The sequence below is a fragment of the Microbacterium sp. PAMC22086 genome, assembly GCF_019443525.1.
Classification (GTDB): Bacteria; Actinomycetota; Actinomycetes; order Actinomycetales; family Microbacteriaceae; genus Microbacterium; species Microbacterium maritypicum.
In genome coordinates, this window is sequence record NZ_CP080380.1 from 258319 (window position 1) to 281616 (window position 23298).

Genomic DNA, 23298 nt, shown 5'->3' on the forward strand with positions numbered 1-23298 from the left:
GCCCCCTTCTCGTCGGTCCCCTACTGGGGGACCACCACCGCGAAGCGCTCGAACGAGAGCTTGGTGGCGGCGTTGGTCGATGCCGAGCTGATCGACGTCTTGATGCCCACGCCTCCTGCGGCCTGCATGGCGGCGGTGGTGTCGGTGCCCTGGAGCTGCCAGCCGGCGGGCTCCGTCTGCCCCTCCACCCACACCTTGGCGGCGAGGGTCGTGGGGTTGGTCCCGGCGACGGACAGGCGCGCGTGGAGCACCTGACCCGGCGTGTAGGTCGTGGGCAGGACGTAGCTGTTGCCGATCGCCGTCTCGTCTCGCAGGATGTAGAGGCGGATCACCCCGGCCGGCTCGAGGCGCACCCGCGCGGAGTACGTCGACGTGCCGACCGTGCGCCCGTGGAGCGTGATGCTCGCTGTCCCGCCGACGGAGGCGACGTCAGACGAGAACGTCGCGTCGAGCACGGTGCTCGTCCCCGAGACACCCAGGCGTGCCTCTCGCGTCTGCGACGGTGCGAGCGTCACGACGCCCTTCCCGCCGGCCGTGCTGAATGCGGCGTTGCCACCGGACAGCGCCCAGGCTCCGCCGAGGTCGGCAGCACCCCACCCACCGGTGGTCGTGCGGTCGAACTCATCGGTGGCGAGGGGCGTCGGCCCCGCAGGGTCCGGCGGCGTGACCACGGGTGCGGTCACGGTCACCGGGTTCGTCACGGAGTGGAGCGCCCCGTCGTCGTCGGTCACGGTCAGCGTGACGTTGTACGTCCCCGAGGCCGCGTAGGCGTGCGACGCGGTCGCCCCCGATGCCGTCGCGCCGTCGCCGAACGTCCAGGCGTAGCCCGTGATCGTCCCGTCCGAGTCGCTCGAGCCGCTGCCGTCGACGTTCGCCGTGAGTCCGTTCGTCGTGGAGACGAACGCAGCGGTCGGCGCCTGGTTCGGCGGTGCCACCACGGCCCCGGTGACGACCTTGTAGTCGTCCACCGAGATGACCGACGAGACGGTCGAGACCGAGCTGATCGCGGCCTTGATGCCCACCGATCCGGCTGCCTGCAGCGCGGCTGTGGTATCCGTCGCCTGCAGCTGCGGGCTCGCCGGCTCCGTGGTTCCCGTCCGCCAGACCTTCAGCGAGAGCGTGGTCGGCGAGGTGCCCTGGACGCCCAGCAGGACCGAGAGCTTCTCGCCGGCGGCGTAGGTGCCGGGGATCACGACGCTGTTGCCGATCGCCGTCTCGTTGCGGAGCAGGTAGAGGCGGATGGCGCCGTTCGCTTCGATCTTGACGCGTCCGGAGTACACGTCGTTGCCGACCTGGCGGCCGTTGACCGTCAGGTTGAAGGCACCGCCGTTGGTGGCGCTGCTCGAGGCGATCGTCACGGAGGTGATCGTCTTGGTGCTCGACACGCCCGACAGGCGCGCCTCCCGCGTGGCCGCCGGAGCGAGCGAGATCTTTCCGACGCCGTCGGCGACCGAGAAGGCCGCGGCGCCCCCGGACGTCGTCCATGAGCCGCCGACCTCGGCGGAGCCCCAGGCGGAGGATGCGGTCCGTTCGAACGCGTCCCTGGCGATCACGTCTTCGGTGGCCGCCGGGGTGACGGCGACCGAGGCCGTCGTCTGATGCGTCGCACCGTCGTCATCCGTGACCTTCAGCGTGACCGTGTAGGTCCCCGGGGTCGCGTAGGTGTGGTTCGCCGTGGCACCGGTCGCCGTCGCTCCGTCGCCGAAGTCCCAGGCGTAGGCGACCACGGTGCCGTCGGCGTCCGTGGATCCGCTGCCGTCGACCGCGATCGACATGCCGTCGGCGCCGCGGAGAACGTTGGCGACGGCCTTGGGCGGCGCGTTCTGCGCCTCCACCGCGATCGACTTCGTCGTGGTCGAGGAACCTCCGCGGTCGTCGGTCACCGTCAGCGACACCTCGTAGGTGCCCGACGCGGCGTACGCGTGGGTGGCCGTGGCCCCGGTCGCGGTGGCGCCGTCGCCGAAGTTCCACGAGTAGGCGGCGATCGTGCCGTCGCTGTCGGAGCTGGTCGAGCCGTCGAACGCCACGGAGAGGAACTGCACGGTCTCCGTGAAGGCGGCCGTCGGCAGCGCATTCGGGTCGCGGGCGATGACGTCGTGGCTGACGGTGGAGGTGAGTCCGCCGGCGTCCTTCACCGTGAGGGTCACGGTGTAGGTGCCCGCCGCGTCGTAGACGTGGGTCGGAGTCGCGCCGGTGCCGGTGTGCCCGTCGCCGAACTCCCAGGAGTACTGGGCGATCGGACCTTCGGGGTCACTCGACGTCGACGCGTCGAACGCGACGGAGAGGTCGGTCGGAGCCGACGTGAACTGCGCCGTCGGGAGCTGGTTCAGCTGCCCCGTCTTGCCCAGCTGGAAGTGCTGCAGCACCTGGCTCGAGGTCAGCGGCTGCGAGTACACGGCCGCCTCATCGATCGTCCCGACCCAGAACGGGTCGCCCTCCCAGGTCGTGTCACCGCCCACACGCCAGTACCCGGCGTAGTTGTCGGCGGTCGCCAGCGTGTTGGAAGCGACCTGAGCACCGTCCACGAAGAGCTGCATGCCGCTCGCCGACTGCTGACCCACGACGTGGTGCCACTGGCCGTCACGGTAGGTGCCCGGCGCGGTGAGCACGTACGTGCCGCCGCTGTAGACGCCGAACTTGAGCTGGCCGGACGAATCCATGTAGATGTGCCGGTCGTAGTTGCTGCTCGGGTTGGCGTTGTTGGAGTTGCTGTTGCCGAAGCCGATCAGCTTTCCGCCCCCGGTCGAGGTGGTCTTGAACCAGGTCTCGATCGAGTAGGTGTTCGGCGACGCGTACTGCTGTGCGCTGACCACCGTCTGGCGGTTGTTCCAGCTGGAGAGGAACTTCGACGACGTGAAGCGGATCGCCGGGTTGCTCACCCCGGACAGAGCTCCGGCCTGATTGCGCTGGATGCTGGCGGACCCGCTGGTCTGGTAGGTGCCGTTGCTCCCGTCGCGGCCGGAGTCCTTCGCGACCGTTCCGCTCGTCTCTCCCAGGCGCCAGTAGAGCGTCGGGTCGAGGTCGTAGACGGACTTGCCGTAGGCGTCGGCCGGAGCCGCAGGCAGCGACGACGTGCGCCCGGAGGCGACCCAGTGCGCGTCCACCGCGTCACGGGTGAGCGCGGAGTCGTAGACCGCGACGTCCGCGATGCGACCGTTGAGGTAGTTCGACGACCCCGCCGACGGCCAGCCGCCCTGCGAGTCGCCGCCGACCCTCCAGTAGCCGGAGTAGCTCTGGCCGGTCGTGGTGTCGTTGCGGGTGCCGATGCGCACGCCGTCGACGTACAGCACCATCCCCGACCCGTTCATCGTGGCGACAACCTGGTGCCAGTTGCCGTCGTTGAACCCGGCGTTGCTGGTGATGGTCCTGGCGGAACCGGGGTACACGCCGAACGTGACCTGACCGGTGTTGCTCAGGTAGATGTGGCGGTCGTAGCTGCCGGAGAGTCCCGTGGCGTTGTTGCCGAAGCCGACGATCTTGCCGCCGCTGGTGCTCGTGGTCTGGAACCAGGCCTCGACCGAGAACTCGTTGGGTCCGACCTCGGCGACCGAGCTGGACGACGTTCCGTTGCTGCCGTTGAAGGCCGTGGACGACGAGGTCTGACCGACGGCCTGACCCGCCTGGCCGCGGGTGGTGCCGCCGGCGAGCGCGAGGTCATTGCCGGCCACCCAGTCGATCGCCGAAGTGCCGGACGCCTCGTTCAGCGGCCAGTAGTACTTCGGCTGCGAGGCGAGGATGGCCTCGTTGTAGGCGTTCGACGTGCCCGCGTCGGCGATCTTGACCGACGTCCAGTCCGACGTGGTCGAGTTGCCGTTCGGGTCGGTGACCTTCACGCGGTACTCGTAGGTCTGCCCCGCGGTCACGGCGGTGTCCGAGTAGGTGAGGCGCGGGCGGACCCAGTAGGTGGAGTCCGCAGTCGTCGTGTACACGGGCTGCGCCACGTCGCGGCGGAAGACCTCGTACGTCAGCCGCGCGTTGTCGGCGTCGTAGTTCGCCGACCATGCCACGCGCGCCTGCCCGGCGCGGAAGGACTGCGTGCTGATCGGGTAGGCGCCGCCCTTGATGGTCGGGCCGACCTTGTTCGGCGCGGCGTTCGGCTTCGCGAAGCGGACGAGGCCCTGCTGGGCGGCGCCGCTGACCGCGGTGAACTCCCCGCCGTAGACGAGGTAGTCGCCGCCGCCGGTGACCGACCACGCGGCCTGGCTCATGCCGGACACCGTTCCCGGCTGCCACGTCGGGTACCAGTGCAGCAGGCGCGCGGCGGGGTTGCCGGTGAAGCTGCGGTAGCCGTAGGGGTCCGGAGTGAGCGTGCGGTCCGACGGGTTCTTGTCGAACGCGAGCGAGAAGTTGAAGTTCCACGGGTCGAGCTGCGGGAACTCCCCGATGTTGCCGCAGTAGTGCGAGTGGGCGGCGGTGTACAGCACGCCGCCGGTCGGGTACACCGAGTAGGTGTCGCCGTGGCAGTCCTCCATCCACACCATCGAGCCGTCGCTCCAGTTGGCGCGGAACGAGCCCTCGAAGTCGTCCTCGGTCTTCGAGCCGCCGAAGTCATAGCCGCTGCCGTAGACGCTGTCGCCGTCGGAGGCGAGCGAGTAGATGGACGCGCCGGTGCCGCCGTTGCGGATCACGCTGTTGATCGCCCACGGGAGGCTCGCGCCGGTGGTGGCGTCGAGGGCGGCCATGCCGCGCCCGGGGTTCGTCGAGCCGTTGGTCGAGGTGAACGACCCGGCGATGACGACCTTGGACTTGTCGGGCGAGACGACCACCGAGCGGACGCCGTAGCCTCCGGCGAGCACGGGGTTGAAGTCGAGCACCGCGCCGGTGGAGGCGCTCAGCGCGGCCACTCCGGTGCGGGCGGTGTTGTTGACGTTCGAGAACTCGCCGGTGACGTACACGGTCGTGTCGGTGGCGACGATGCCCTGAACGATCGTGTTGGTCCCGGGGGTCCAGTTGGCGATGAGCTGTCCGGTGGCCGTGTTGAACGCCGCGAGCCGGTAGCGGTTCTGACCGTCGACAGCGGTGAATCCGCCGCCGATGTAGAGCCGCGAGCCGTCGGGCGAGACCGCGGCCGCGAGGACGCGGCCGTTCACCTGCGGGTTGAACGAGGCGTCGAGCACACCGGTGGCGAGGTCGTAGGCCAGCAGGTTGGATCGCGGCGTCTCGTTCGTCCCGGCAGCGGCGCCGGCGGGGCGCGCGCTCGTGAACTGGCCACCCGCGTACACCTTGTTGCCGCCGACGGCCTGCGCCCAGACGATGCCGTTGATCTGCGTCGTCGGGAGCGGGTCGGCGCTCACGGTCGCCGGCAGGGCGGGATCGGTGGGCACCGTGTCCGCCTGAGCGGCCGGTGCGGTGATGGCGGCGCCGAGGAGCGCGGTCACCAGAACGGCGACGACTCCCATCGCGACGCGGCGGAACGGTCGTGCGCGCGATTCTTCATCGCGTTCGATTGCATCGAGTCGCTGGACTCGCATGGCGCCTCCCCATAGGCACATGCCGAAATATCGGCGAATGATGGATTCCCTCGCGTCCCCCAAAGACGCATCCGCGCTCAGACTAGCGCACGGTGCCCGCGTGGCGCTATTCGATTTCTCGAATTCGCGATAAAGCGGGTCAGTGCTCCGGCAGGAGGATCGCCGCCAGGTGCGCGCACATGTGCGCTGTCGTGAAGGTCGCCTCCACCGCCGCCCGGCCCGCGACGCCCATCCGCTCGGCGCGATCGCGGTCGTCGACGAGTCCCACCAGGCGATCCGCCAGCGCCTCGGCATCGCCCACGGGGACCAGATGCCCCGTCTCCCCCTCGGCGACGTACTGGGTCATCCCCGGGGTGTCGGTGTTGACCACCGGGCGACCCGTCGCCAGCGCCTCGAGCGTCACGGTCATTCCCGACACGTGCAGGTTCGGCCTCGTCGCCGTCGCCACCACGCTCGCCGTGGCGTACAGCTCGCGCAGCTCACGGTGACTCATCCGATCCACCACGCGCACGCCGTCGGGAGCGCCGCTCGCGGAGGTCTGCACGATCAGCTCGACCTCGGGGCGCTGCGCGTGCACGAGCTCGAGCGCGCGGAACAGCGTCTGCGGGTCGCGATCGCGGTCGTTGCCGATGCTCAGGATGCGCGGCCGGTCGGGGAAGGGCCGCGCCGCGAAGAAATCGGCGTCGATCCCGAAGGGCACCGCCGTGACCCGAGGGCCGTTCCCGCCCACCAGGTCGCGCAGCGGATCGACCTGCCCGCGGCTGAGCACCCACAGGTCCTCCGCCCCTCGCAGCACGTCGATCAGCCGCGTGGGGACGTGTCCCCGCTGCACCATGTCGGTCAACCAGATCACTCCGGAGGCGAACCGGCGCCGTGGGCGCGTCACCTGCATCCGGAAGGCGGCGTTCTCATCCCAGGTGAAGGCCATGCCGTCGACGGGACGAGGCCCCAGGCCGGTCCGCGCGCGCAGGCGGGACAGCCGGCCGGGAGCGGGGAGGTCGATCACGTCCACCCTGGCGAACCGGCGGAGGCCGTCGAGACCGTACTGCCACGCGCTCGGGACATCGCCGACCGAATGGCGCAGCTCCCACGCGCTCACCGACTGCTCGGCGGGGAAACCCCAGGCGAGGGCGGCTTCGGAACGGGGCGCTGACGACACCGCCCCAGACTAGCGCCACGACCGCGCCGGGCCGCTCGGGCATACTGTTGCGATGCGCTCCCAACCGTCGCCCTCGTCGCCCTCGCTCCGCATCGCGCTGATCGGCACCCGCGGCATCCCCGCCGCCTACGGCGGGTTCGAGACCGCCGTGGAGGAGGTCGGGCGCCGGCTCGTGGAACGCGGTCATCGCGTGCTCGTGTACGGGCGCGACGCCGGCACCAGCGGCGACGTGCACCTGGGCATGCGCCGGGTGACGCTGCCGGCGGTGCGGCAGAAGGCTCTCGAGACGCTGAGCCACACCGCCCTGTCGACCGCGCACGCCGTCACGAAGGCCCGCCCCGACGCCGCCTTCGTGTTCAATGCGGCCAACTCGCCGTTCCTGCCCGTGCTGCGGGCGCGGGGCATCCCGGTCGCCCTGCACATGGACGGACTCGAGTGGCGCCGCTCGAAATGGGGCGGTCGGGGGAAGGCGTACTACCGCTGGGCCGAAGGCTTCGGGGTCCGCACGGCCGATGCGATCATCGCGGACGCCCCCGGGATCGCCGACTACTACCGGCATCAGTTCGACGTGTCCAGCGAGCTGATCCGCTACGGGGCACCGCTTCTGGACGACGCCGCGACCGACGGCATCAGCGCCCTCGGTCTCGAACCGGGCGGATACCACCTCGTCGTCGCCCGCTTCGAGCCCGAGAACCACGTCCGCGAGATCGTCGAGGGGTACGCCGCATCGACCGCGGCCAAGCCCCTCGTGGTCGTCGGATCCGCCCCCTACGCGGCCGATTACACCGCCGCGATCGATGCACTCGCCGCGGCGGACGAGCGCATCCGCCTCCTCGGCGCGGTGTACGACCAGGACCTTCTCGACGCGCTGTACCACCACGCCTTCACCTACCTGCACGGCCACTCCGTCGGCGGGACGAACCCTTCGCTCCTGCGAGCGATGGGCGCGGGCACCGCGGTCATCGCGCACGACGTCGTCTTCAACCGGGAGGTGCTCGACGGCCAGGGCTGGTACTTCGGCGACCCGACCGCGGTGGCGACGGCGCTTGAGGCCGCCGAAGCCGATCCCGCTGCCGCGGACTCGGGTGCACGCAGCCTGCGAGCCCGAGCCGCGGAGGACTTCTCCTGGGATGCGGTCGCCGACGCGTACGAGCAGCTGGCCCTGCGCCTCGCGCGCGGGGAGTCCATCCATCCCACCGCCCGCTGCGCTCGACGGCGCGAGCAGGAGTGGCCCGGCTAGCCCTGCTCGACCACCGGAGCAGGGTCCTCCGAGCGCTCGGGCGCCAGCAGGCGCTCCCGATGCCGGTGGATGTAGATCGCGTACGGGATCACCTGGCACACGACCAGGGCGAACGCGACACCCAGCAGGGGGCCCACGATGCCCAGCACGGGCGTCAGGACGAGCGACAGGACGATGCTGACCGCGGCCATCGCGAGCGTCGGGATCACCTGGAAGCGGATGCCCGGCTTGTCCATGATGAACATTCCCAGGGGATACACCGCCGCGGTGAGCATGATCATGCAGCCGAAGGCGAGGATCGTGGAGGTGCGGACCTCGAGTTCGCCGCGCGTGATGAACTCGAAGAGCCACGGACCGATGAGCCACACGAACGCGGTCGCCGCGGCGACCGCTCCGCCGAACAGCAGCGAGAGCAGCGCGGGTCCCCGCCGGAGCTCGCCGCGGTGCCGTCGCCGGGCGAACTGCGGCCACAGCGCGACGCCGGCCGCCATGACCAGCCCGTTGAGCGCGAAGAAGACCTGCCCCGCCACCCCGTACTCGGCGACGTCGGTCGGCGTCCCGTACTGCGCGAGCACGTAGCGCTGCGAGCCCACCGCGATCGGGTACGTGACCATCTGGGCGAGCATCGGCCAGCCGACGTCCATGACCCGGACCCCGGGCACGCGACGCCAGCGCAGCAGCACCCGGAGGGCGTCCGGGATGAGCGGCGCCGTCGACCGCGTCACGAGCAGGAAGCCGATGATCGCCGTCAGCAGGGAAGCCGCGTACGAGGCGACGGCCAGGAACGAGTCGAAGTCGCGTCCGCCGAAGGTGAGCATGAGCCACACCCCGGCCAGGGTGACCGGCGAGATGAGGCCCTGCACGAGGATCACGAGATGATTGCGGCGCTGCCCGAGGAGGATGCGGAACCACACGCCGAGCGTCACGGTGAGGCTGAACAGCGTGATGCACAGGAAGGCGGCGAGCGGGGCGCCGGGGATCGCTCCCGCGTCGCCGAACAGCGCACGCCATCCGCCCGTCACCAGCAGAACGGTGTTGATGACCATGAGTGCCGAGGCGAACATCAGGAGGATGCGTCCGACCGAGGTCACCTGCAGTCGGAGCTTCCGGTCCGTGCGCACGTCATCGCTCGTCGCGACCGCGTTGACGAGCACCGCTCCGCTGCCGAGGTCGGTGAAGGTCAGCAGCGAGGGGATGGTGATCAGCAGCGTGTAGAGCGCGTAGTGATCGACGTCGGTCTCACCCAGGATCATCCGCGTCGTGATGACGCCGCACACGAGGGAGATGACCATCGTCACGGCGCGCGCGCCGAGAGCCAGCAACGAGTTCATGGCGGCTAACCGCGGGCGTTCCGTCGTGCGAGACGCGGGCGCAGGCCCTTGCCGCGCTCGTCGGTGTAGTACGGGTTCTTCGCGGCGCCGCGCACTCCGTTGAGCACGATCCCGACGACGGGCGTCCTGGTCGATTCGAGGGACGACAGCGCACGGGCGAGGTCGGTCCCCTTCGTGCGATTCGCCCGGACGACGAAGAGGGTGCCGTCGGCCATGGTCGACAGCCACAGAGCGTCGCTCACCGACAGCACGGGCGCCGTGTCCAGGATGACGTAGTCGTACTTCTCCCTTGCCTCGTCCACCACTCGGTGCAGTTCCCCGCTGGAGAGGAGCTGACCCGGGTTCGGCGGCTGGGCGCCGGCGGTGAGGATGTCGAGCCCGGGGCGTCCCCACTGCTGCACGGCCTCATCGAGCTCGATGTCGCCGATCAGCACCGTCGTCAGACCGACCGATCCTTCGAGCTGGGTGTATCGCGCGGTGCTGGGCCGACGCAGATCCGCCTCGATGAACAGGACGGAGCGTCCGCCCTCGGCCAGCGTCAGGGCGAGTCCGAGTCCGACCGACGACTTGCCCTCCTGCGCCGAGCACGAGGTGACCAGGATCACCCGACGGTTCTTGTCGACGTCGACGAACTTCAGGCTGGCCGACACCTGGCGCATCGCCTCGGCGACGCGGCCGTCCGGCTGTGCGCGGATGATGCGCGCCAGGGTCTGGTTGTCCGCCGCCTCGGGGATCTCTCCGAGAACGGGGACCTCGGTGATCTCCTCGAGCGCACCGGCGGTGGCGACCCTCGTCGCGAAACGCCGACGCAGGATCGCGAAGACGACGCCGGCGACGAGTCCGGCGGCGACGCCGAGCGCCACGTTGTTGCGCGTGTTCGGGGAGATCGGGACGGTGGGTGTCCGCGCGGGCGAGATCGTCTCGATGCGCACGGCCGGCTTCTCGTCGGCACCGAGCGGAGAGACGTTGCCGACCGCGACGGCGAGCTCGCTCGCGATCGCGTTGGCGGTCTCCTGCGCGCTCTCCCCGCTCGTGTCGGTGACGCCGATCTCGATCACGACGGTGTTGAGCGGCACGTTCACGTCGACCCGGCGGGCGAGCCGGTTCGGCGTCTCGTCCAGACCCACCTCTTCGATCACCGGGTCGAGAACGGTCGGCGAGACGACAAGGAGCGTGTAGGTCTGCACGAGGCTCTGCACGTAGTTCGACCCCTGCAGCAGCTCGCTCGTGCTCTCGCCGCGCGTCGGGATGACCATGACCTGCGCCTCGGCGCGGTACTCCGGGTCGACGAGCTGGGAGTAGCCGTAGGCGGCCCCGCCCCCGAGAAGCATGAGAACGATGATCACGACCCAGTGGCTCCTGAGCGACTGGAAGTAGTCCTGCAGTGTCATGTGTCCCCGTCCCCCTCGGCACGACTGCGCGATGGTCCGCGGTGCCTCACAGCACCCCATTATCGCCTATGTTGGAAGCGAGGGCCGGTGATGCCGGTTCCGCATCGAGGGGAACACGTGACGCACAGGCTCATCTTCGTCTGCGAGGCGAACATCTGCCGGTCGCCGCTGATGGAGCAGGCTCTCCGCGCGCGCGTCGGCGCGGAGTCCTGGGAGATCAGCAGCGCGGGCACGCGCGTCGGTCCGGGGGACCTGCCGATGTGCGAGGTCTCGGCCGAGATCGCTGCGGCATCCGGCGCCGACACCGCAGCCCACCGGTCCACGGCGATCGACGTCGGTGACCTGCAGGCCGCGGACCTGGTGCTCACCGCCAGCAGGGCGGAGCGCTCGGTCGTCGCACAGCTCGTTCCGGAGGCCAGGTCGAGGACCTTCACCCTGCGAGAGGCCGTGCATCTCGGCGCGGATCCGCTCGACCCCGACGACCTCGCGGTGGTGGCCGCGTTCAGCGCCGCCTCGGCCGCGGACGACCTCGCGGCCTACGCATCCGCCCTCCACCATCGCCGCGGCTTCGTGCAGCCGCCGAGCAGCGGACGGACCCTCTTCGGGAAGCGGCGCCCGCATCCCTTCGACATCCCCGACGCGCACCACGGGAGCGCCAGGGAGCATCGCGCGATGCTGGAGCGGACAGCGCTCGACATCGCCGAGCTGGCGCGTCAGCTGGACGCCTTCCTCGTTCCGCCCGCCACCGGCCGCGCCGCGCGCTGAGGACCGCAGGCGTCAGGCCTGCGGAAGGGATCCCAGGAACGTCGCGACGGCGCGCCGGTAGGCGTCGGGGGCGAAGCGCTCGCGGGCGGCGTCCCGATCGCCGATGGCCGCGGCCCGGCGCAGGTCCCAGCCCTCGTTCACCGCGCGGAGGGCCCGAGCCAGCTCGTCGGCATCGCCCGGTGTAACGAAGGTCGCACTGCCGTAGGGCCCGACCGCTTCTCGAAGTCCGGGGATGTCGCTCGCGACGACCGGGCGGGCGGCCAGGATCCCCTCGACGGCCGTGTTTCCGAACGACTCGTCCTGTCGGGACGGCACCACGAGGACATCGATCTCGGCGAGCAGCGGCCAGATGTCGGATCGGAAGCCGAGGTACGCCACGCGATCCTCGACGCCGAGCGCGGCGGCCCTCTCCCTCAGCTCGCGGTCGAACCCCTCGTTGCCGGCGAAGACCGCGCCGACGAGCCGGAGCTCGGCGTCGATCCCCTCGCGACGCAGCGCGGCGAGCGCCTCCACCGCCGCATCCGGACCCTTGCGGTGCGAGAGACGGCCCACGTATCCGATGCGGATCCGGTCGATGCGCGCACGCGGCGGCTCGACGTCATCCGGGGAGGCGACCCCGTTGAGGATGACCGTGGCCCGACGGCCGAGCGCGGGGAGCACGGCCCCGACGGTCTGCAGCGTGAAGCGGCTGTTCGCGATGATGCGGTGCGAAGCGAGATGCGGAGCGTACAGGGCGAGGTTCACCAGCGGGGAGGCCGATGCCTCGGCCTCGTGCACGTGCGTGACCGTCGGCACCCGACTCAGCCGCCCGATCAGCGGCCAGGACGGCAGGACGATCGTGCTGACGTAGAGGGCCCGAGGACGCAGACGACGCACGATCGCGACGGATGCGGCGATGCCGCGGACCGCATCCCTGGCGGAGCGGAGCCAGTTGCGCGGGTGCAGAGAGGACTTCCGGAGCACGAACATCGGCGGGATCAGGACCTCCGCCCCGATCGCCTGCAACTCCCCGACGAGAGGCCCGCGCTGCGGAACCGCGACGACGACCCGCTCGTCCCTCTCCCGCAGAGCGCGCGCGCTCTCCAGGAGCATGCGGTCGGAGCCGAAGAGCTCCCAGCCCGGGTGCACGAGCAGGTACGGGGCGCGGTCGTCGTCAGTCACGATCCCATTGTGCCCGGATGCGTCGTGCGCCGTGCGTCCCGGCTCGGCCGCGGTGCTGCGGCCGAGCCGGGATCGCCGTCAGCGACCGCTCCCGAGCAGGACGGTGCCGTCGGCGAGGCCGAGCAGCGCCGCGAGCGCGGCGGACAGCGGCCGCGCGATCGCGGCGTTCGCCGCGATGTCGTCGGCCATCGCCGCGAACGGTTCGGCCGTCGCGGTCTGGGCGTTGCGCCATCCCGGGTTCTTCGCCGCGGCCAGCTGGGCCGGGGTGCGGAACGTCTCGTACACGTCGCCGGACCCACCCCAGGTGACCATCGACGGGCCGCCGGCGGCGCTGCTGAACAGGTTCCCGTCGATCGTCACGTTCCACGTGTCGACGGCGCGTCCGGTGGCCGTGTCGTGTGCGAAAATCGCCCGCGGCCCCCCAGCGCCGAACACGTTGTTGCGGATCGTGATGTTCCGCGTGATCCACGTGACGGTGGGGTCCACGCCGGGCACCCGGGGATCGCGCCCCACCTTGTGCGTGGCCTGGCGCCGTTCGTCCTGCATCAGGTTCAGGTCGTGCCGGGAGTTGTTGCCGAGATCGTTGTTCGAGATCAGCACGTTCTCCGTGTCGAAGATGCGGATGCCCTCCCGGTTGTCGAACGCCTGGCTGCGGGCGATCGTCACCTTCGAGGACAGCTCGGCATGGATCCCGATCTCCGTGTTGTCGTTCGAGGTCACATCGAGGATCTTCACGTCGTAGCAGGACTCGTCGAACCACGTGCCGCTGCCGATGTTGCGGCTCGTGTCGACATTGCTCATGACGATGCCGCGCGTACGCGTCACCTTCACGCCGCCCGCCACGGGCGATCCGTTGAAGTGCTCGGTGTTGTTGTCGGTGACCAGCGAGTCCGAGAAGGTGGTGCCGTATGCCGTCGTGATCGACATGCCGAGCAGCCCGTTCCGGCGCACGGTGAGGTTGTCCACGGTCGCGCGGTCGTTTCCGACGAACAGTCCGATCGTGGCGTTGTCCTCGATCACGAGGTCTCGCAGCGTCACCCCGACGTTGTGCATCCGGACCGTGCCGAGCACGTCGTACGAGGTCGCGTAGCGGCGCACGCCGAAGCCCTGGAGGACGGAGTTCGCCGAACGCACGTTGAGCGCCTGTCCGAGGTCGCTCGCCCGCACGTTGCGGCCGGTCGGGTCGGTGCCGAGGATGAGCCGGTCGGCCGCATCGTCGACCGCGAACGTGCCGGGAACGACCTGCGCCGCCGTCGCCACCTGTCGCAGCGGCACCCCGTCGACGTAGAGCTGATCGGGGTGGTTCGCCATGGGGTAGTTCGGGTCGACGAACCAGCTGGCGTTGCCGTTGAGCATGTCGTCGTCGAACTCCGCCTTCCATCCCGAGCTCACCCAGGTGGCGCCGGACTTCGACCAGTTGCTCACCCGCGAGGAGCCGTCGAACCACACGGCCTCGCCGGGGTAGGCCTGGATCTTCAGGGTCTTGCTGAAGGGCACCTCGACGGACTCGTGATACTCGCCGGCGCGGACCACGATGGTGGAGCCGGCCGGGGAGGCATCGACGGCGGCCTGCACCGAGCGGAAGGGCGCGGCGGCGGATCCGCTCGCGGCCCCGGTCGTGCTCTTGACGTCGACGAAGACGGCTCCGGCCGGTACCGCGTACTGGGCGGTGCCGACAGCGGCTGCCCCGCGGGCGGGTGAGCCCGTCCCGGGCTGCGGCTGGGGCTGCGGCTGCGGTTCCGGCTGGGGTTCCGGCTGGGGTTCCGGCTGCGGCTCCGGCTGCGGCTCCGGCTGCGGCTCGGGCTGCGGCTCCGGCTGCGGGGCCGGAGTCTCCGAGCTCAGCGGCCCCTGCGCGGTGGCGGCCTCGATCGAGTCGATCTGCAGATCGGTGGGCGCCGTCGCACTGGTGGAGGCGTACCCCCACACCGCGAAGCCGCCGGGTCCGGACAGGCGCTCCCGTGAGGAATCCGTGACGGCGAGCTGCGGGGCACCCGGCGCGGTCCCTGCCGGGGTCAGGCGAGCCTCGAAGGTCACATCGTCGGTGCCGGTGACGGTGGCGTCGAACGTGTACCACCCGTCTCCGAGGATGCTCACCGGCAGGGAGACCGACTTCAGCTCGGCCTCCGAGCCGCCTCCGGTGCGGATCACCGAGAGCTGGGCACGCCCGTCCGCATCGGTCAGCAGGCGGATCCGGTAGGCGGAGCCGTCGCTCTGCACCCGGGTCGTGTACGCGTAGTACCCGCGGCCGCCGCTGCGGTCGAGGCGGAGGTCGGCGGAGATGCGCACGTCCTGGATCTGGACGGAGCGCGGGGTGAGGTAGGCCGATTCGCCGGGGTTCAGCGTGATCGCCGCTGCGCCGTCGGCGACGCTCGCGACCGCGGCCCGCGACGACCACGACGAGTAGTCGATGCCGTTGTCGGAGGTGCCCCATCCGGCCGGGGCGGTGCGGTCGAAGTCATCGGACAGCAGCACGCCGGGGGAAGCGGTGTCGTCCGCGACAGCGGGCGCGGCTCCGAGCGCGCCGAGCAGCAGCGCCGCCGTCGTGGCTGCCGCCGTGACGAGGGCAGCGGTTTGAGGATGGGAGGGATGGGAATGGATCGGGTGACGTCGCGAACGCAACAGGGTCTCCTAGGGGTTTCAGCCCGCGTACACCGCGCCCCTCCAACCAGCCCCCTCCGGACGAGATGGTGTGCAGTATCGGTACGCACCGCCTACCCGGAAGGGCGACGGCCAGGGCACAGTCTATACACGAACCGGCGCGGATCGTTGTGGAACCGAGATATTCAGGACGGATCCGCAGGGTCCGGCACGACCACCATGCTGCGGATGAACCGCATCTTCCCGCCCACCTGCGGGATGCTCTCGACCCGCTCGACGGTCACGGGGACGAGACCCTTCGTCGCGTGGCGGAGCTTCTCGGTCGCCGCGTGGATCCCCGCCTGCGCATCGGGGGCGTCACTCGGGATGCACCGCAGAGTGACCGAGTAGTCGGCGTCCTGGACGATCTCGAACTGCCGGATCGACAGCGGCGCGTCGTCGAAGATGTGCCCGAGGGCTCCCGCGATGGTCGTGCCGTCCGGCAGGCGAACCGCGTCGGAGGATCGGCCGGAGATGGCCCCGAGGCGGGGCAGGCCGCGACCGCACGTGCAGGCGCCGGAGCGGTAGCTGCTGATGTCGCCGAGGCGGTATCTGACGATGGGGAAGACGCGATTCGTGAGGTCGGACACGATGACCTCGCCCTCGACGTCCTCCGGCACCACGTGGTCCTCATCGTCGACGATCTCGATGCGTCGGACGTCCGCGAAGACGTGCAGCCCGTTCTGCGCGGCGCATTCGCCCGCCATCCACGGGATCTCGGCCGAGCGGTAGTGGTCGAAGCACGGCGCACCGAACGCCTCCTCGATCTCCGCCCTGGTGCCGGGAGACAGCGGCGCCGCCGTCACGGCCACGGCCACGGGCGGCGTGACGGTGAGCCCCATCCGCTTCATGCGACGAACGGTGTCGAGCACTCCCCCGCCGTAGCCGATCAGGAAGCGCGGGCGCACCCTGTTCCACCGCTCGACGAACTCCCGGACGGAGGCGTCGGTGATCTGGAAGGCGTCCAGCTGCACGCGTCGCGACGGCAGCCAGCCGAGATCGTGGCGGATCCGGGCGGCGCCGGTCAGGACATGCCGCGTCACGATCCCACGGTCATCCCAGGGCTTCACGCCCCACCAGTCGAAGAGGCGCCATTCCAGCGCGCGAGCAGGGAACCGCAGATCACGCAGCAGGTGCAGCGGCAGACCGGTGCTGCCACCGGTCCGGGACACGACGCTTGTCCGCGAGTCGGCCTCGTCGGTGCGGATGCGCTCGAAGTTCTCGCGCAGCATCGCCTTGTCCACGATCGGCAGCGACGCGAACGCCGCGGGATCACGCAGGTCGTCGTCCGTGATCCCGTGGGCGGAGTAGAGGTCGCGGTAGAACGCGCTGTGCCCGAAGGCGAACCGGGCGTGCGCGATGGACCGCTCGGCGCTCACCTGGGCGATCCGCTCCGGCGAGAGGGCATCCATCGCGAGGAACTCGCGATACGCCTCGGTGCTGCTGCGACCGCCGACCGCGGTCTTGAGCCGGAATGCCGCTTCGCGCATCATGCCTCCACCGCCCGCCCGCGGGGGCGCACCCGCGCCAGCCGAGCCCGCAGCGCCTCACGATAGGCCGCCGCGTGCGCGGCACCCGCGTCGTCCCACTCCCGACGCGACAGGTCGGGGCGATCACCGCTGATCGCCCGCACGGCGCGGAGGGCCTCCAGGAGGGCGTCCGCATCCACCTCCCCGTCGTACATCTGCACCCACTCCGGTCCCACCTCGGCGGCGAGCGCCTCGTTCGGCGCGTTGCGCGGGACGAGCACCGGACGATCGAGGGAGAGAGCGGCCAGCACGCTGCCCGAGTTGTGCATGAAGCGGTAGGCGAGCACGATCAGCTCGGAACCGGTCACGAGCTGCACGAGCTCCGCATCGCTGAGGAACTCCAGCTCCAGGACCACGTTCGGCAGGTCCGCGACACGGGTGCGCAGATCCTCGGCGAGCTCGGCGCTCGATGCCTTGCCGCCGACGATCATGCTGATCTCGGGGTCCCTCGCCACAGCATCGGCGTAGGCGTCCACGAACCCGGAGACGCCTTTGTAGCGGCGCACGCCGCCGAACGTGCCGAGGCGTCCGCGCAGACGCTCCGCGCGGGGCTGCACGCCGTACCAATCGCGGTAGTGACCGTGCAGGATGACCGTCTGCGCCGTTCCGGCGGGAAGCGGGGTCGTCTCGTTCAGCACGATGCGGTGATCGGCCTGCCGGTCGATGCGTCGCAGCAGCCACAGCCGAGCGGCGTTGTCATCCGGCAGGTCGAGGTTGTGCACCGTGCGCACCACGGCGATGCGGCGTGAGAGCCCGTGCCGCAGGGCCAGCAGCCCGGTGAGGGCGTACTTGCCGACGGAGGACACCGCGCTCGACCCGTGCAGCTTCACCTCGGGCCAGTGCCAGTGGAACACGTCGTATCGGCCGAGCAGGGCCTCACGCCAGGAGAAGCGGACGTGCTCGATGCCGTCGGTCGCAGCGAGCGCCTCATCCAGCATCGTGATGTACGGATTGGTGGTCACCCGGGGCGCCCCGAAGGACTGCATCACGCGCAGCGGCCGCCGCGGATCAGACATCGGCGGCCAGTCCTCGGATCGAGCGGTACCAGCGCAGCGCCGCGAGCAGGAGCATCAGCACGTTGATCACCGCGAGCGCGGTGTAGATCCCGACGAACACGGGCTGCCACCACAGCAGCGCGAAGACGAGGCAGAGGAACCCGTAGTCGGTCGGGATGACGGCGAGCGAGTAGAGACCCCCGGATCGCCACGCCTCCCTTGGCGCCTCCGCAGGGCCGTGCGGGTGCTCCAGCCGATGCACCCGGCGCAGGAAGTCGGCGGCGATGATGCCGAAGAAGAACACGTTGGCCGATGCCGCGAACACGAGCGGCACGAGCAGCCAGCCGTCGGGCAGGTCGAAGAAGCGGAACCAGCAGACGAGCACGGCGAGGTGGATGGTCGCGAGCTTGATCGAGTCGAAGAAGTGATCGAGCCACTCCCCCGCGAGCGAGCCGGTTCCGGTGAGGCGAGCCAGCTGGCCGTCGGCGGAGTCGAGAGCGTAGCCGAGCACGAGCAGGACGGCGATGAGGATCGACGACCAGACCGTCGGCGGAAGGAGCGCGATGAGAGCGACACCCGTGAGCGTGAACACCGCGCTCACGATCGTGACCTGCGTTGGCGTCATCCGCAGGGCGTACGCGGTGGCCGCCATCGGACGGCCGAGCGGCCGGTTGATGTAGCGCGAATACGCGGCGGCGCCCTTGGACGACTTCTGCGCCTCTTTCAAGCGACTCATCGCCGCACGGATCTCTGACACGACAACTCCCCCAGGCGGCGTCGAATGTAGCCTTCACTATATCTACAGGTTCGAGCGCGCCCCCGCGAGGTGTGCGGCCGGAGAGGAGCAGGAGTGAGCGAACGCGCACTCGCGGTCATCGTCGTCAATTACGGCTCGGCCGCCCTGCTCTCCACCAACCTCGTCGCGACCGCTGCGGCCCTTCCTGAGGCGCGGATCGTCGTCGTCGACAACCGGTCGACCGCCGAGGAGCGCCGACGGGTGGAGGAGCTGTGCGCCCTCCACGGCTGGGACCTGGTGGCGATGGACGCGAATGCGGGATTCGGCGGCGGCGTGAACGCCGGAGCGACCCACGCGTTCGAGGTCGCCGGGGCCTCGGATCTGCTCCTGCTCAACCCCGATGCGCGCATCGATGCGTCATCGACCGCCGCCCTGCTCGATGCCACCTCCGACGGCATGACGCTCGCGTCGCCTCGCGTGGAGGACGCGGAGGGCAGGACCTGGTTCGCCGGCATGGACGTGTACCTCCTCGACGGCTCGATGGGCGGCCCGCGGCGGCGGCGGGAGCAGCCGTCCGCCCGTCGGCTGCCCTGGATCAGCGGGGCCTGCATGCTGATCCCGCGCGCCGTCTGGGAACTCTCAGGGGGCTTCGACGAGGAGTACTTCCTCTACTGGGAGGACGTCGACATCTCGGTGCGAGCGGCGGAGCGGGGTGCCAGGCTCCTCGTGGTGGAGGACGCGATCGCCGTCCACGACGAGGGCGGGACGCATCGGGGGCAGCGTCAGCGCCCGGAGGCGAAGTCCGAGCTGTACTACTACTACAACATCCGCAACCGGCTGCTGTTCGCCGCGCGCCACCTCGACGCCGCCGACGCCGAGGCCTGGAACCGGACGGCCTGGCCGAACGCGCGGCAGGTCCTGCTCCGCGGCGGAAGACGACAGTTCCTCCGCCCGCTCGCGCCCTTGCGTGCCGCATGGCGCGGAGTGCGCGACGGAAGGAGGCTGATGGCAGGCGCTCGGTCGCGCCGGGGTGCTGAGGTCTAAACTCGGATCACCGTCTCTCGCGACCGCGAGGACGCAGGGGCGAGGTGGGGTCACATGGTCGAAGCGCACGACGAGAAGAAGCCGGCTCGCAGCCGCACCTGGATCGTCCTGTCGGTCCTCATCGCGGTGATCGCGCTCGCGGTGGCCGCCGCCTTCATCGTGCCGCCGCTCCTGGCGCCGTCCGGGCAGCCGGCTCCGAGCGGGTCGCCCAGCGCGACCCCGACGGTACCGCCCCGCGACATCGTCGGAACCGACGCGCCGCGCCCCAGTGAGACCCCGTCTCCTGCTCCCTCTGCCAGCGATTCGCCGTTCGCCGAGCTCACGCCCGTCGCGCCCGACGCAACGGTCGTCACGGCGGACCGGATCGACATCTCGCTGTCGCGCATCGAAGCCGTCCAGGGCGAGGCCGCCCTCGCCGGAGAGACCTCAGGACCGGCGATCAGAGTCACGGTGCGCCTCGTCAACGAGGGCTCCGACCCCCTCGACCTGGAGTATGTGACGGTGAATGCGTACTCCGGGAAGGACCGCACCCCCGCCGGCACGCTCACGCAGCCGGGAGGGGCGCCGTTCGAAGGATCGCTCGCGCCCGGCGACTCCGCGGAGGGCGTGTACCTGTTCACCGTGCCGGAGTCGGATCGCAAGGACGTGACGGTGACCGTCGACTACCTCCTCGGTGCGCAGATCGCCGTGTTCCGCGGCGACCTCCGCTGAGGCGGGGGCAGCGATGACCGGCGCCGACAAGTACACGACCACCTCGATCATCGCGGCGGTCGCGGCGGCGGCGTCGGCAGTCCGCTACACCTTCGGCCCCGGCATCAGCATCTCGGTCGTCATCGCCGTCGTGCTGCTTCCGGTGTGGTGGCCGGTGCTGCGGCAGTACCGCTTCGCGAGACCGCTGATCGTCCTCGCGGCTCTCGCCGCCGTCTCCGGGGCCCTGCTCACGGCGTTCGAGACGATGCGGCCGACATCCACGAGCCTCCTGATCGAGCAGTCGCTCACGCTGCTGTCGCTCGCCGGCGGCATCGGCGTCCTGCTGTGGGCGCGCACGGAGCTGGGTTTCGGCGGCACCGCCGTCGCGTTCGGCGTCGGCGCGCTCGCGAACGTCGCGCTCACCGGCGGGAACCCGGCGAACCTGTGGAAGTACTCGCTCGCGGTGCCCATCATCATCATCGTGCTCGGCTTCACGTCGACGACCCGACGCCGCTCCCTCGACCTGCTCGCGCTCGCAGCGCTCGCGGCCGTGTGCCTGTTCTCGGACTCCCGGTCGATGACGTCCTTCCTGCTCCTGGCCGGCGTCATCGTGCTCTGGCAGATGTTCCTTCCTCCGGGGAGCCGGCGCCCCCGTCCGGCGCAGACCCTCGTGCTCCTCGGCGCTCTGAGCCTGGCAGCCTTCAGCCTGCTGCAGGCCCTGATCCTCGAGGGCGTGCTGGGAGACGCCGCCCAGCAGCGGACACAGGCGCAGATCGACACATCCGGCTCCCTGATCGCGGGAGGACGCCCCGAGCTCGGTGCCGCCACCGCACTGATCAGCGCCCGCCCGCAGGGATTCGGCAGCGGCGTGCTGCCCACCTCCGTGGACGTCTGGATCGCGAAGACGGGCATGAGCGAGCTGAACTACGACCCGGACAACGGCTACGTCGAGGGCTACATGTTCGGCGGCCAGTTCGAGGTCCACTCCGTGCTCGGCGACCTGTGGCTGCGCTTCGGTCCGCTCGGGGCCGCCTTCGCCGTCGCCCTCCTCGTCGGGGCGATCTACGCCGTGGCCCGTGCGGTCTCCCTCAAGGCGGCATCCGGCCTCGTCGTGTGGCTGACCCTGCTGGGCGCGTGGGACACGTTCTTCAGCCCGCTGCTGACCTCCTCGCGGACGCTGGCGCTGCTCTTCGCCCTCACGGCCATCCCGGTCGCGGAACTCGTGCGACGCCGGCCGGACCGCCCGCGGCGGTCGGATCGGCTGGCCTCACAGGGCGGGCCCGTCGGAGCGGAGTGACACCGCCGACGGGCGTATCGCTCAGAGCTCGCCCGGCTTCATGACCTCGACGTCGATCGCGCGGATCACCCGCTGCGCGGCCGTGTCGGTCGGGGGCTCGGACGACGCCTGGTCGCCCTTGCGCCGACGGGTGGGGGCGTAGACCACGAGCGAGTGGAACAGGAACCGGGCGAAGAACGCCACGATGAGGGAGAGCGCCGTCGCGAGCACGCTGGAGATGTGCCAGGTCTCGACCATCAGAGCCATCACGGGGATGCGCAGCGCCGCCTCGACGTTGTTGAACGCGAACGAGCTCGCGAAACGGATCCCGACCCCGCGGGCATCCGTCTTCATGTCGGCGAACACGAAGCGCTCCTGCAGCAAGAAGTTGCCGATGATCGTGACCTCGGCACCGACGATCGCCGCCCAGACGTAGGGCACGCCGGCGGCGGTCAGTCCCCACATGATGCCGAGGTTCGCGGCGGCGCCGATCACGCCGATCAGCGCGAACAGCGACATCTTGCCGAAGCGCAGTCGTGCGAGGTGCTCGAGGAACATCGCCCCCTGGCGAAAGCTCGCCTTCGACGTGCCGTGTCGTCGCTCGGCGAACTCCATCGGCACCTCGGCGATGCGCAGGTCGTTGCGCGCGAGTATCTCGAGGAGGATCTTGAAACCCCGAGGCTGGAGCGTCGAGACGTCGAGGCGACCGCGGTCGACCAGGAAGAACCCCGTCATCGGGTCGGTGCTGCGAGCGAGGCGAATCGGGAACATCGCCCTGGTCAGCCAAGTCGCGACGCGGGAGACGCCGAAGCGCACCGCTGTGCCGAGCCCGCTCGTGTCTCCTCCGCCGACGTAGCGGGAGGCGGCGACGACGTCGGCGTCCCCCTGCGCGAATCGAGCGAGCAGGACGGGAAGGAGCTCGGGCGGATGCTGCAGGTCACCGTCCATCACGATGCAGACATCGGAGGCCGCCGCCTCGAGGCCGATGACGACGGCGCCGCCCAGCCCTCCGGTGTTCTCGGCGCGATGGATGACGCGCACGGGGATCGGAGAATCGGCCGCGACGCGCTCGACCTCAGCGGCCGTGTCATCGGTGCTGTCGTCGACGAACAGGATCTCGGCGTCCCACCGCTCGAGCGCCACGGCGGTCCGCGCGACGAGCTCGGCGACGTTGTCGCGCTCGTTGAACGTCGGCACGATGATCGTGACCGGTGTCCCCACGTCCGCCCCCTGTTCCCCACGCGCATCGCGTGCGGCCTCCATCGTTCCACGGGATCCTGTGCGGAGAGAAACCCGAACCTGCTAGACTCTCGAACCGCGGCTGTGGGAGTCGCGAAGCGGATGGGGATCCGCTTACTGGGGAATTACTGATCTGGGGAGATCATGGGGACGCGTATCGGCTATGCCGTTGGTGCTTTCGACCTGTTTCACGTCGGGCATCTGAATCTACTTCGTCACGCCAAGCAGCACTGCGACATTCTGATCGCAGGCGTCGTCAGCGACGAGATGCTGCGTCAGGTGAAGGGCATCGAGCCCGTCATCCCGACCGCGGAGCGTGCGGAGATCGTGAAGCACATCTCGTTCGTCGACGACGTCTACGTCGAGACGACGCCGTCGAAGATGGACTCGTGGCGCGACGTGCAGTTCACGCACTTCTTCAAGGGCGACGACTGGCGCGGCACCGACAAGGGCCTGCGCCTGGAGCGCGAGTTCGCCGAGATCGGGGTCGAGGTCGTGTACTTCCCGTACACGGCGCACACGTCGAGCTCGTCGCTGCGGCGTGCACTCGATGCGATCACCGCGGGTGCCAACGCTCCCGCGGTCGCCGCCTCGCGCTGAGCAGCACGCCGCCCGGCGGTCAGTTCGCGACGCC

16 protein-coding genes are annotated in these 23298 nt (G+C 70.3%); 6 read left to right on the top strand and 10 right to left on the bottom strand.

Going from position 1 to position 23298, the window contains the following annotated elements; all coding sequences use genetic code 11:
* Positions 1 to 20: 20 nt before the first annotated feature.
* Both KY497_RS16860 and KY497_RS01300 read right to left on the bottom strand, forming a co-directional pair.
* Positions 21 to 5471, bottom strand: coding sequence for a PKD domain-containing protein (locus KY497_RS16860; protein ID WP_219869625.1), 5451 nt, complete (start codon positions 5469 to 5471; stop codon positions 21 to 23).
* A 139-nt stretch (positions 5472 to 5610) separates the two neighbouring features.
* The gene (locus tag KY497_RS01300; RefSeq protein WP_258185801.1) at positions 5611 to 6630 is read right to left on the bottom strand and encodes a glycosyltransferase family 4 protein; all 1020 of its coding nucleotides are present in this window, start codon (positions 6628 to 6630) and stop codon (positions 5611 to 5613) included.
* Positions 6631 to 6682: 52 nt separating this feature from the next.
* Here KY497_RS01300 and KY497_RS01305 point away from each other — a divergent pair, with 52 nt between their 5' ends.
* Positions 6683 to 7870 carry a DUF1972 domain-containing protein gene (locus tag KY497_RS01305; RefSeq protein WP_219869626.1) on the top strand — a complete coding sequence of 396 codons (1188 nt, stop codon included), beginning with the start codon at positions 6683 to 6685 and terminating at the stop codon, positions 7868 to 7870.
* Here the strand turns inward: KY497_RS01305 and KY497_RS01310 are convergent.
* Positions 7867 to 9201 carry a lipopolysaccharide biosynthesis protein gene (locus tag KY497_RS01310; RefSeq protein ID WP_219869627.1) on the bottom strand — a complete coding sequence of 445 codons (1335 nt, stop codon included), beginning with the start codon at positions 9199 to 9201 and terminating at the stop codon, positions 7867 to 7869. The two genes, KY497_RS01305 and KY497_RS01310, sit on opposite strands and share 4 nt — an antisense overlap.
* A 5-nt stretch (positions 9202 to 9206) precedes the next feature.
* The gene (locus KY497_RS01315; RefSeq protein WP_218683007.1) at positions 9207 to 10592 is read right to left on the bottom strand and encodes a polysaccharide biosynthesis tyrosine autokinase; all 1386 of its coding nucleotides are present in this window, start codon (positions 10590 to 10592) and stop codon (positions 9207 to 9209) included.
* 117 nt (positions 10593 to 10709) lie between these two features.
* Here KY497_RS01315 and KY497_RS01320 point away from each other — a divergent pair, with 117 nt between their 5' ends.
* The gene (locus KY497_RS01320; protein ID WP_219869628.1) at positions 10710 to 11357 is read left to right on the top strand and encodes a hypothetical protein; all 648 of its coding nucleotides are present in this window, start codon (positions 10710 to 10712) and stop codon (positions 11355 to 11357) included.
* A 12-nt stretch (positions 11358 to 11369) separates the two neighbouring features.
* Here the strand turns inward: KY497_RS01320 and KY497_RS01325 are convergent, their stop codons facing one another.
* From KY497_RS01325 to KY497_RS01345, 5 genes are all read right to left on the bottom strand, one after another.
* Positions 11370 to 12518 carry a glycosyltransferase gene (locus tag KY497_RS01325; protein WP_219869629.1) on the bottom strand — a complete coding sequence of 383 codons (1149 nt, stop codon included), beginning with the start codon at positions 12516 to 12518 and terminating at the stop codon, positions 11370 to 11372.
* A 78-nt stretch (positions 12519 to 12596) separates the two neighbouring features.
* A complete protein-coding gene (locus tag KY497_RS16865) occupies positions 12597 to 15137 on the bottom strand; it encodes a right-handed parallel beta-helix repeat-containing protein (protein ID WP_219869630.1) in 2541 nt (846 codons plus the stop codon).
* A gap of 164 nt (positions 15138 to 15301) precedes the next feature.
* Entirely contained in the window at positions 15302 to 16648 is a 1347-nt protein-coding gene (locus KY497_RS01335) for a phenylacetate--CoA ligase family protein (protein ID WP_219869631.1), read from the bottom strand.
* The gene (locus KY497_RS01340; RefSeq protein ID WP_124894797.1) at positions 16645 to 17700 is read right to left on the bottom strand and encodes a glycosyl transferase; all 1056 of its coding nucleotides are present in this window, start codon (positions 17698 to 17700) and stop codon (positions 16645 to 16647) included. Before KY497_RS01340 ends, KY497_RS01335 begins: the two co-directional genes overlap by 4 nt.
* Positions 17693 to 18436, bottom strand: coding sequence for a CDP-alcohol phosphatidyltransferase family protein (locus KY497_RS01345; RefSeq protein ID WP_017204641.1), 744 nt, complete (start codon positions 18434 to 18436; stop codon positions 17693 to 17695). The genes KY497_RS01340 and KY497_RS01345 overlap by 8 nt, the downstream gene beginning before the upstream one ends.
* 93 nt (positions 18437 to 18529) lie before the next feature.
* Here KY497_RS01345 and KY497_RS01350 point away from each other — a divergent pair, with 93 nt between their 5' ends.
* The 3 genes from KY497_RS01350 to KY497_RS01360 are packed head-to-tail and all read left to right on the top strand — an operon-like array spanning position 18530 to position 21446.
* Positions 18530 to 19459 carry a glycosyltransferase family 2 protein gene (locus KY497_RS01350; protein WP_219869632.1) on the top strand — a complete coding sequence of 310 codons (930 nt, stop codon included), beginning with the start codon at positions 18530 to 18532 and terminating at the stop codon, positions 19457 to 19459.
* 54 nt (positions 19460 to 19513) lie between these two features.
* On the top strand, positions 19514 to 20170 hold the full coding sequence (locus KY497_RS01355) for a hypothetical protein (protein WP_219869633.1): 657 nt from the start codon (positions 19514 to 19516) through the stop codon (positions 20168 to 20170).
* Between the two features lie 13 nt (positions 20171 to 20183).
* On the top strand, positions 20184 to 21446 hold the full coding sequence (locus tag KY497_RS01360) for a hypothetical protein (protein ID WP_219869634.1): 1263 nt from the start codon (positions 20184 to 20186) through the stop codon (positions 21444 to 21446).
* 21 nt (positions 21447 to 21467) lie between these two features.
* On the opposite strand, the gene KY497_RS01365 is transcribed toward KY497_RS01360, so the two are convergent.
* Positions 21468 to 22688, bottom strand: a complete 1221-nt coding sequence (locus tag KY497_RS01365; protein WP_219869635.1) for a glycosyltransferase family 2 protein — start codon at positions 22686 to 22688, stop codon at positions 21468 to 21470.
* Between the two features lie 120 nt (positions 22689 to 22808).
* On the opposite strand from KY497_RS01365, the gene KY497_RS01370 reads away from it, so the two are divergent.
* Positions 22809 to 23264 carry an adenylyltransferase/cytidyltransferase family protein gene (locus KY497_RS01370; RefSeq protein WP_219869636.1) on the top strand — a complete coding sequence of 152 codons (456 nt, stop codon included), beginning with the start codon at positions 22809 to 22811 and terminating at the stop codon, positions 23262 to 23264.
* Positions 23265 to 23298 lie beyond the last annotated feature (34 nt).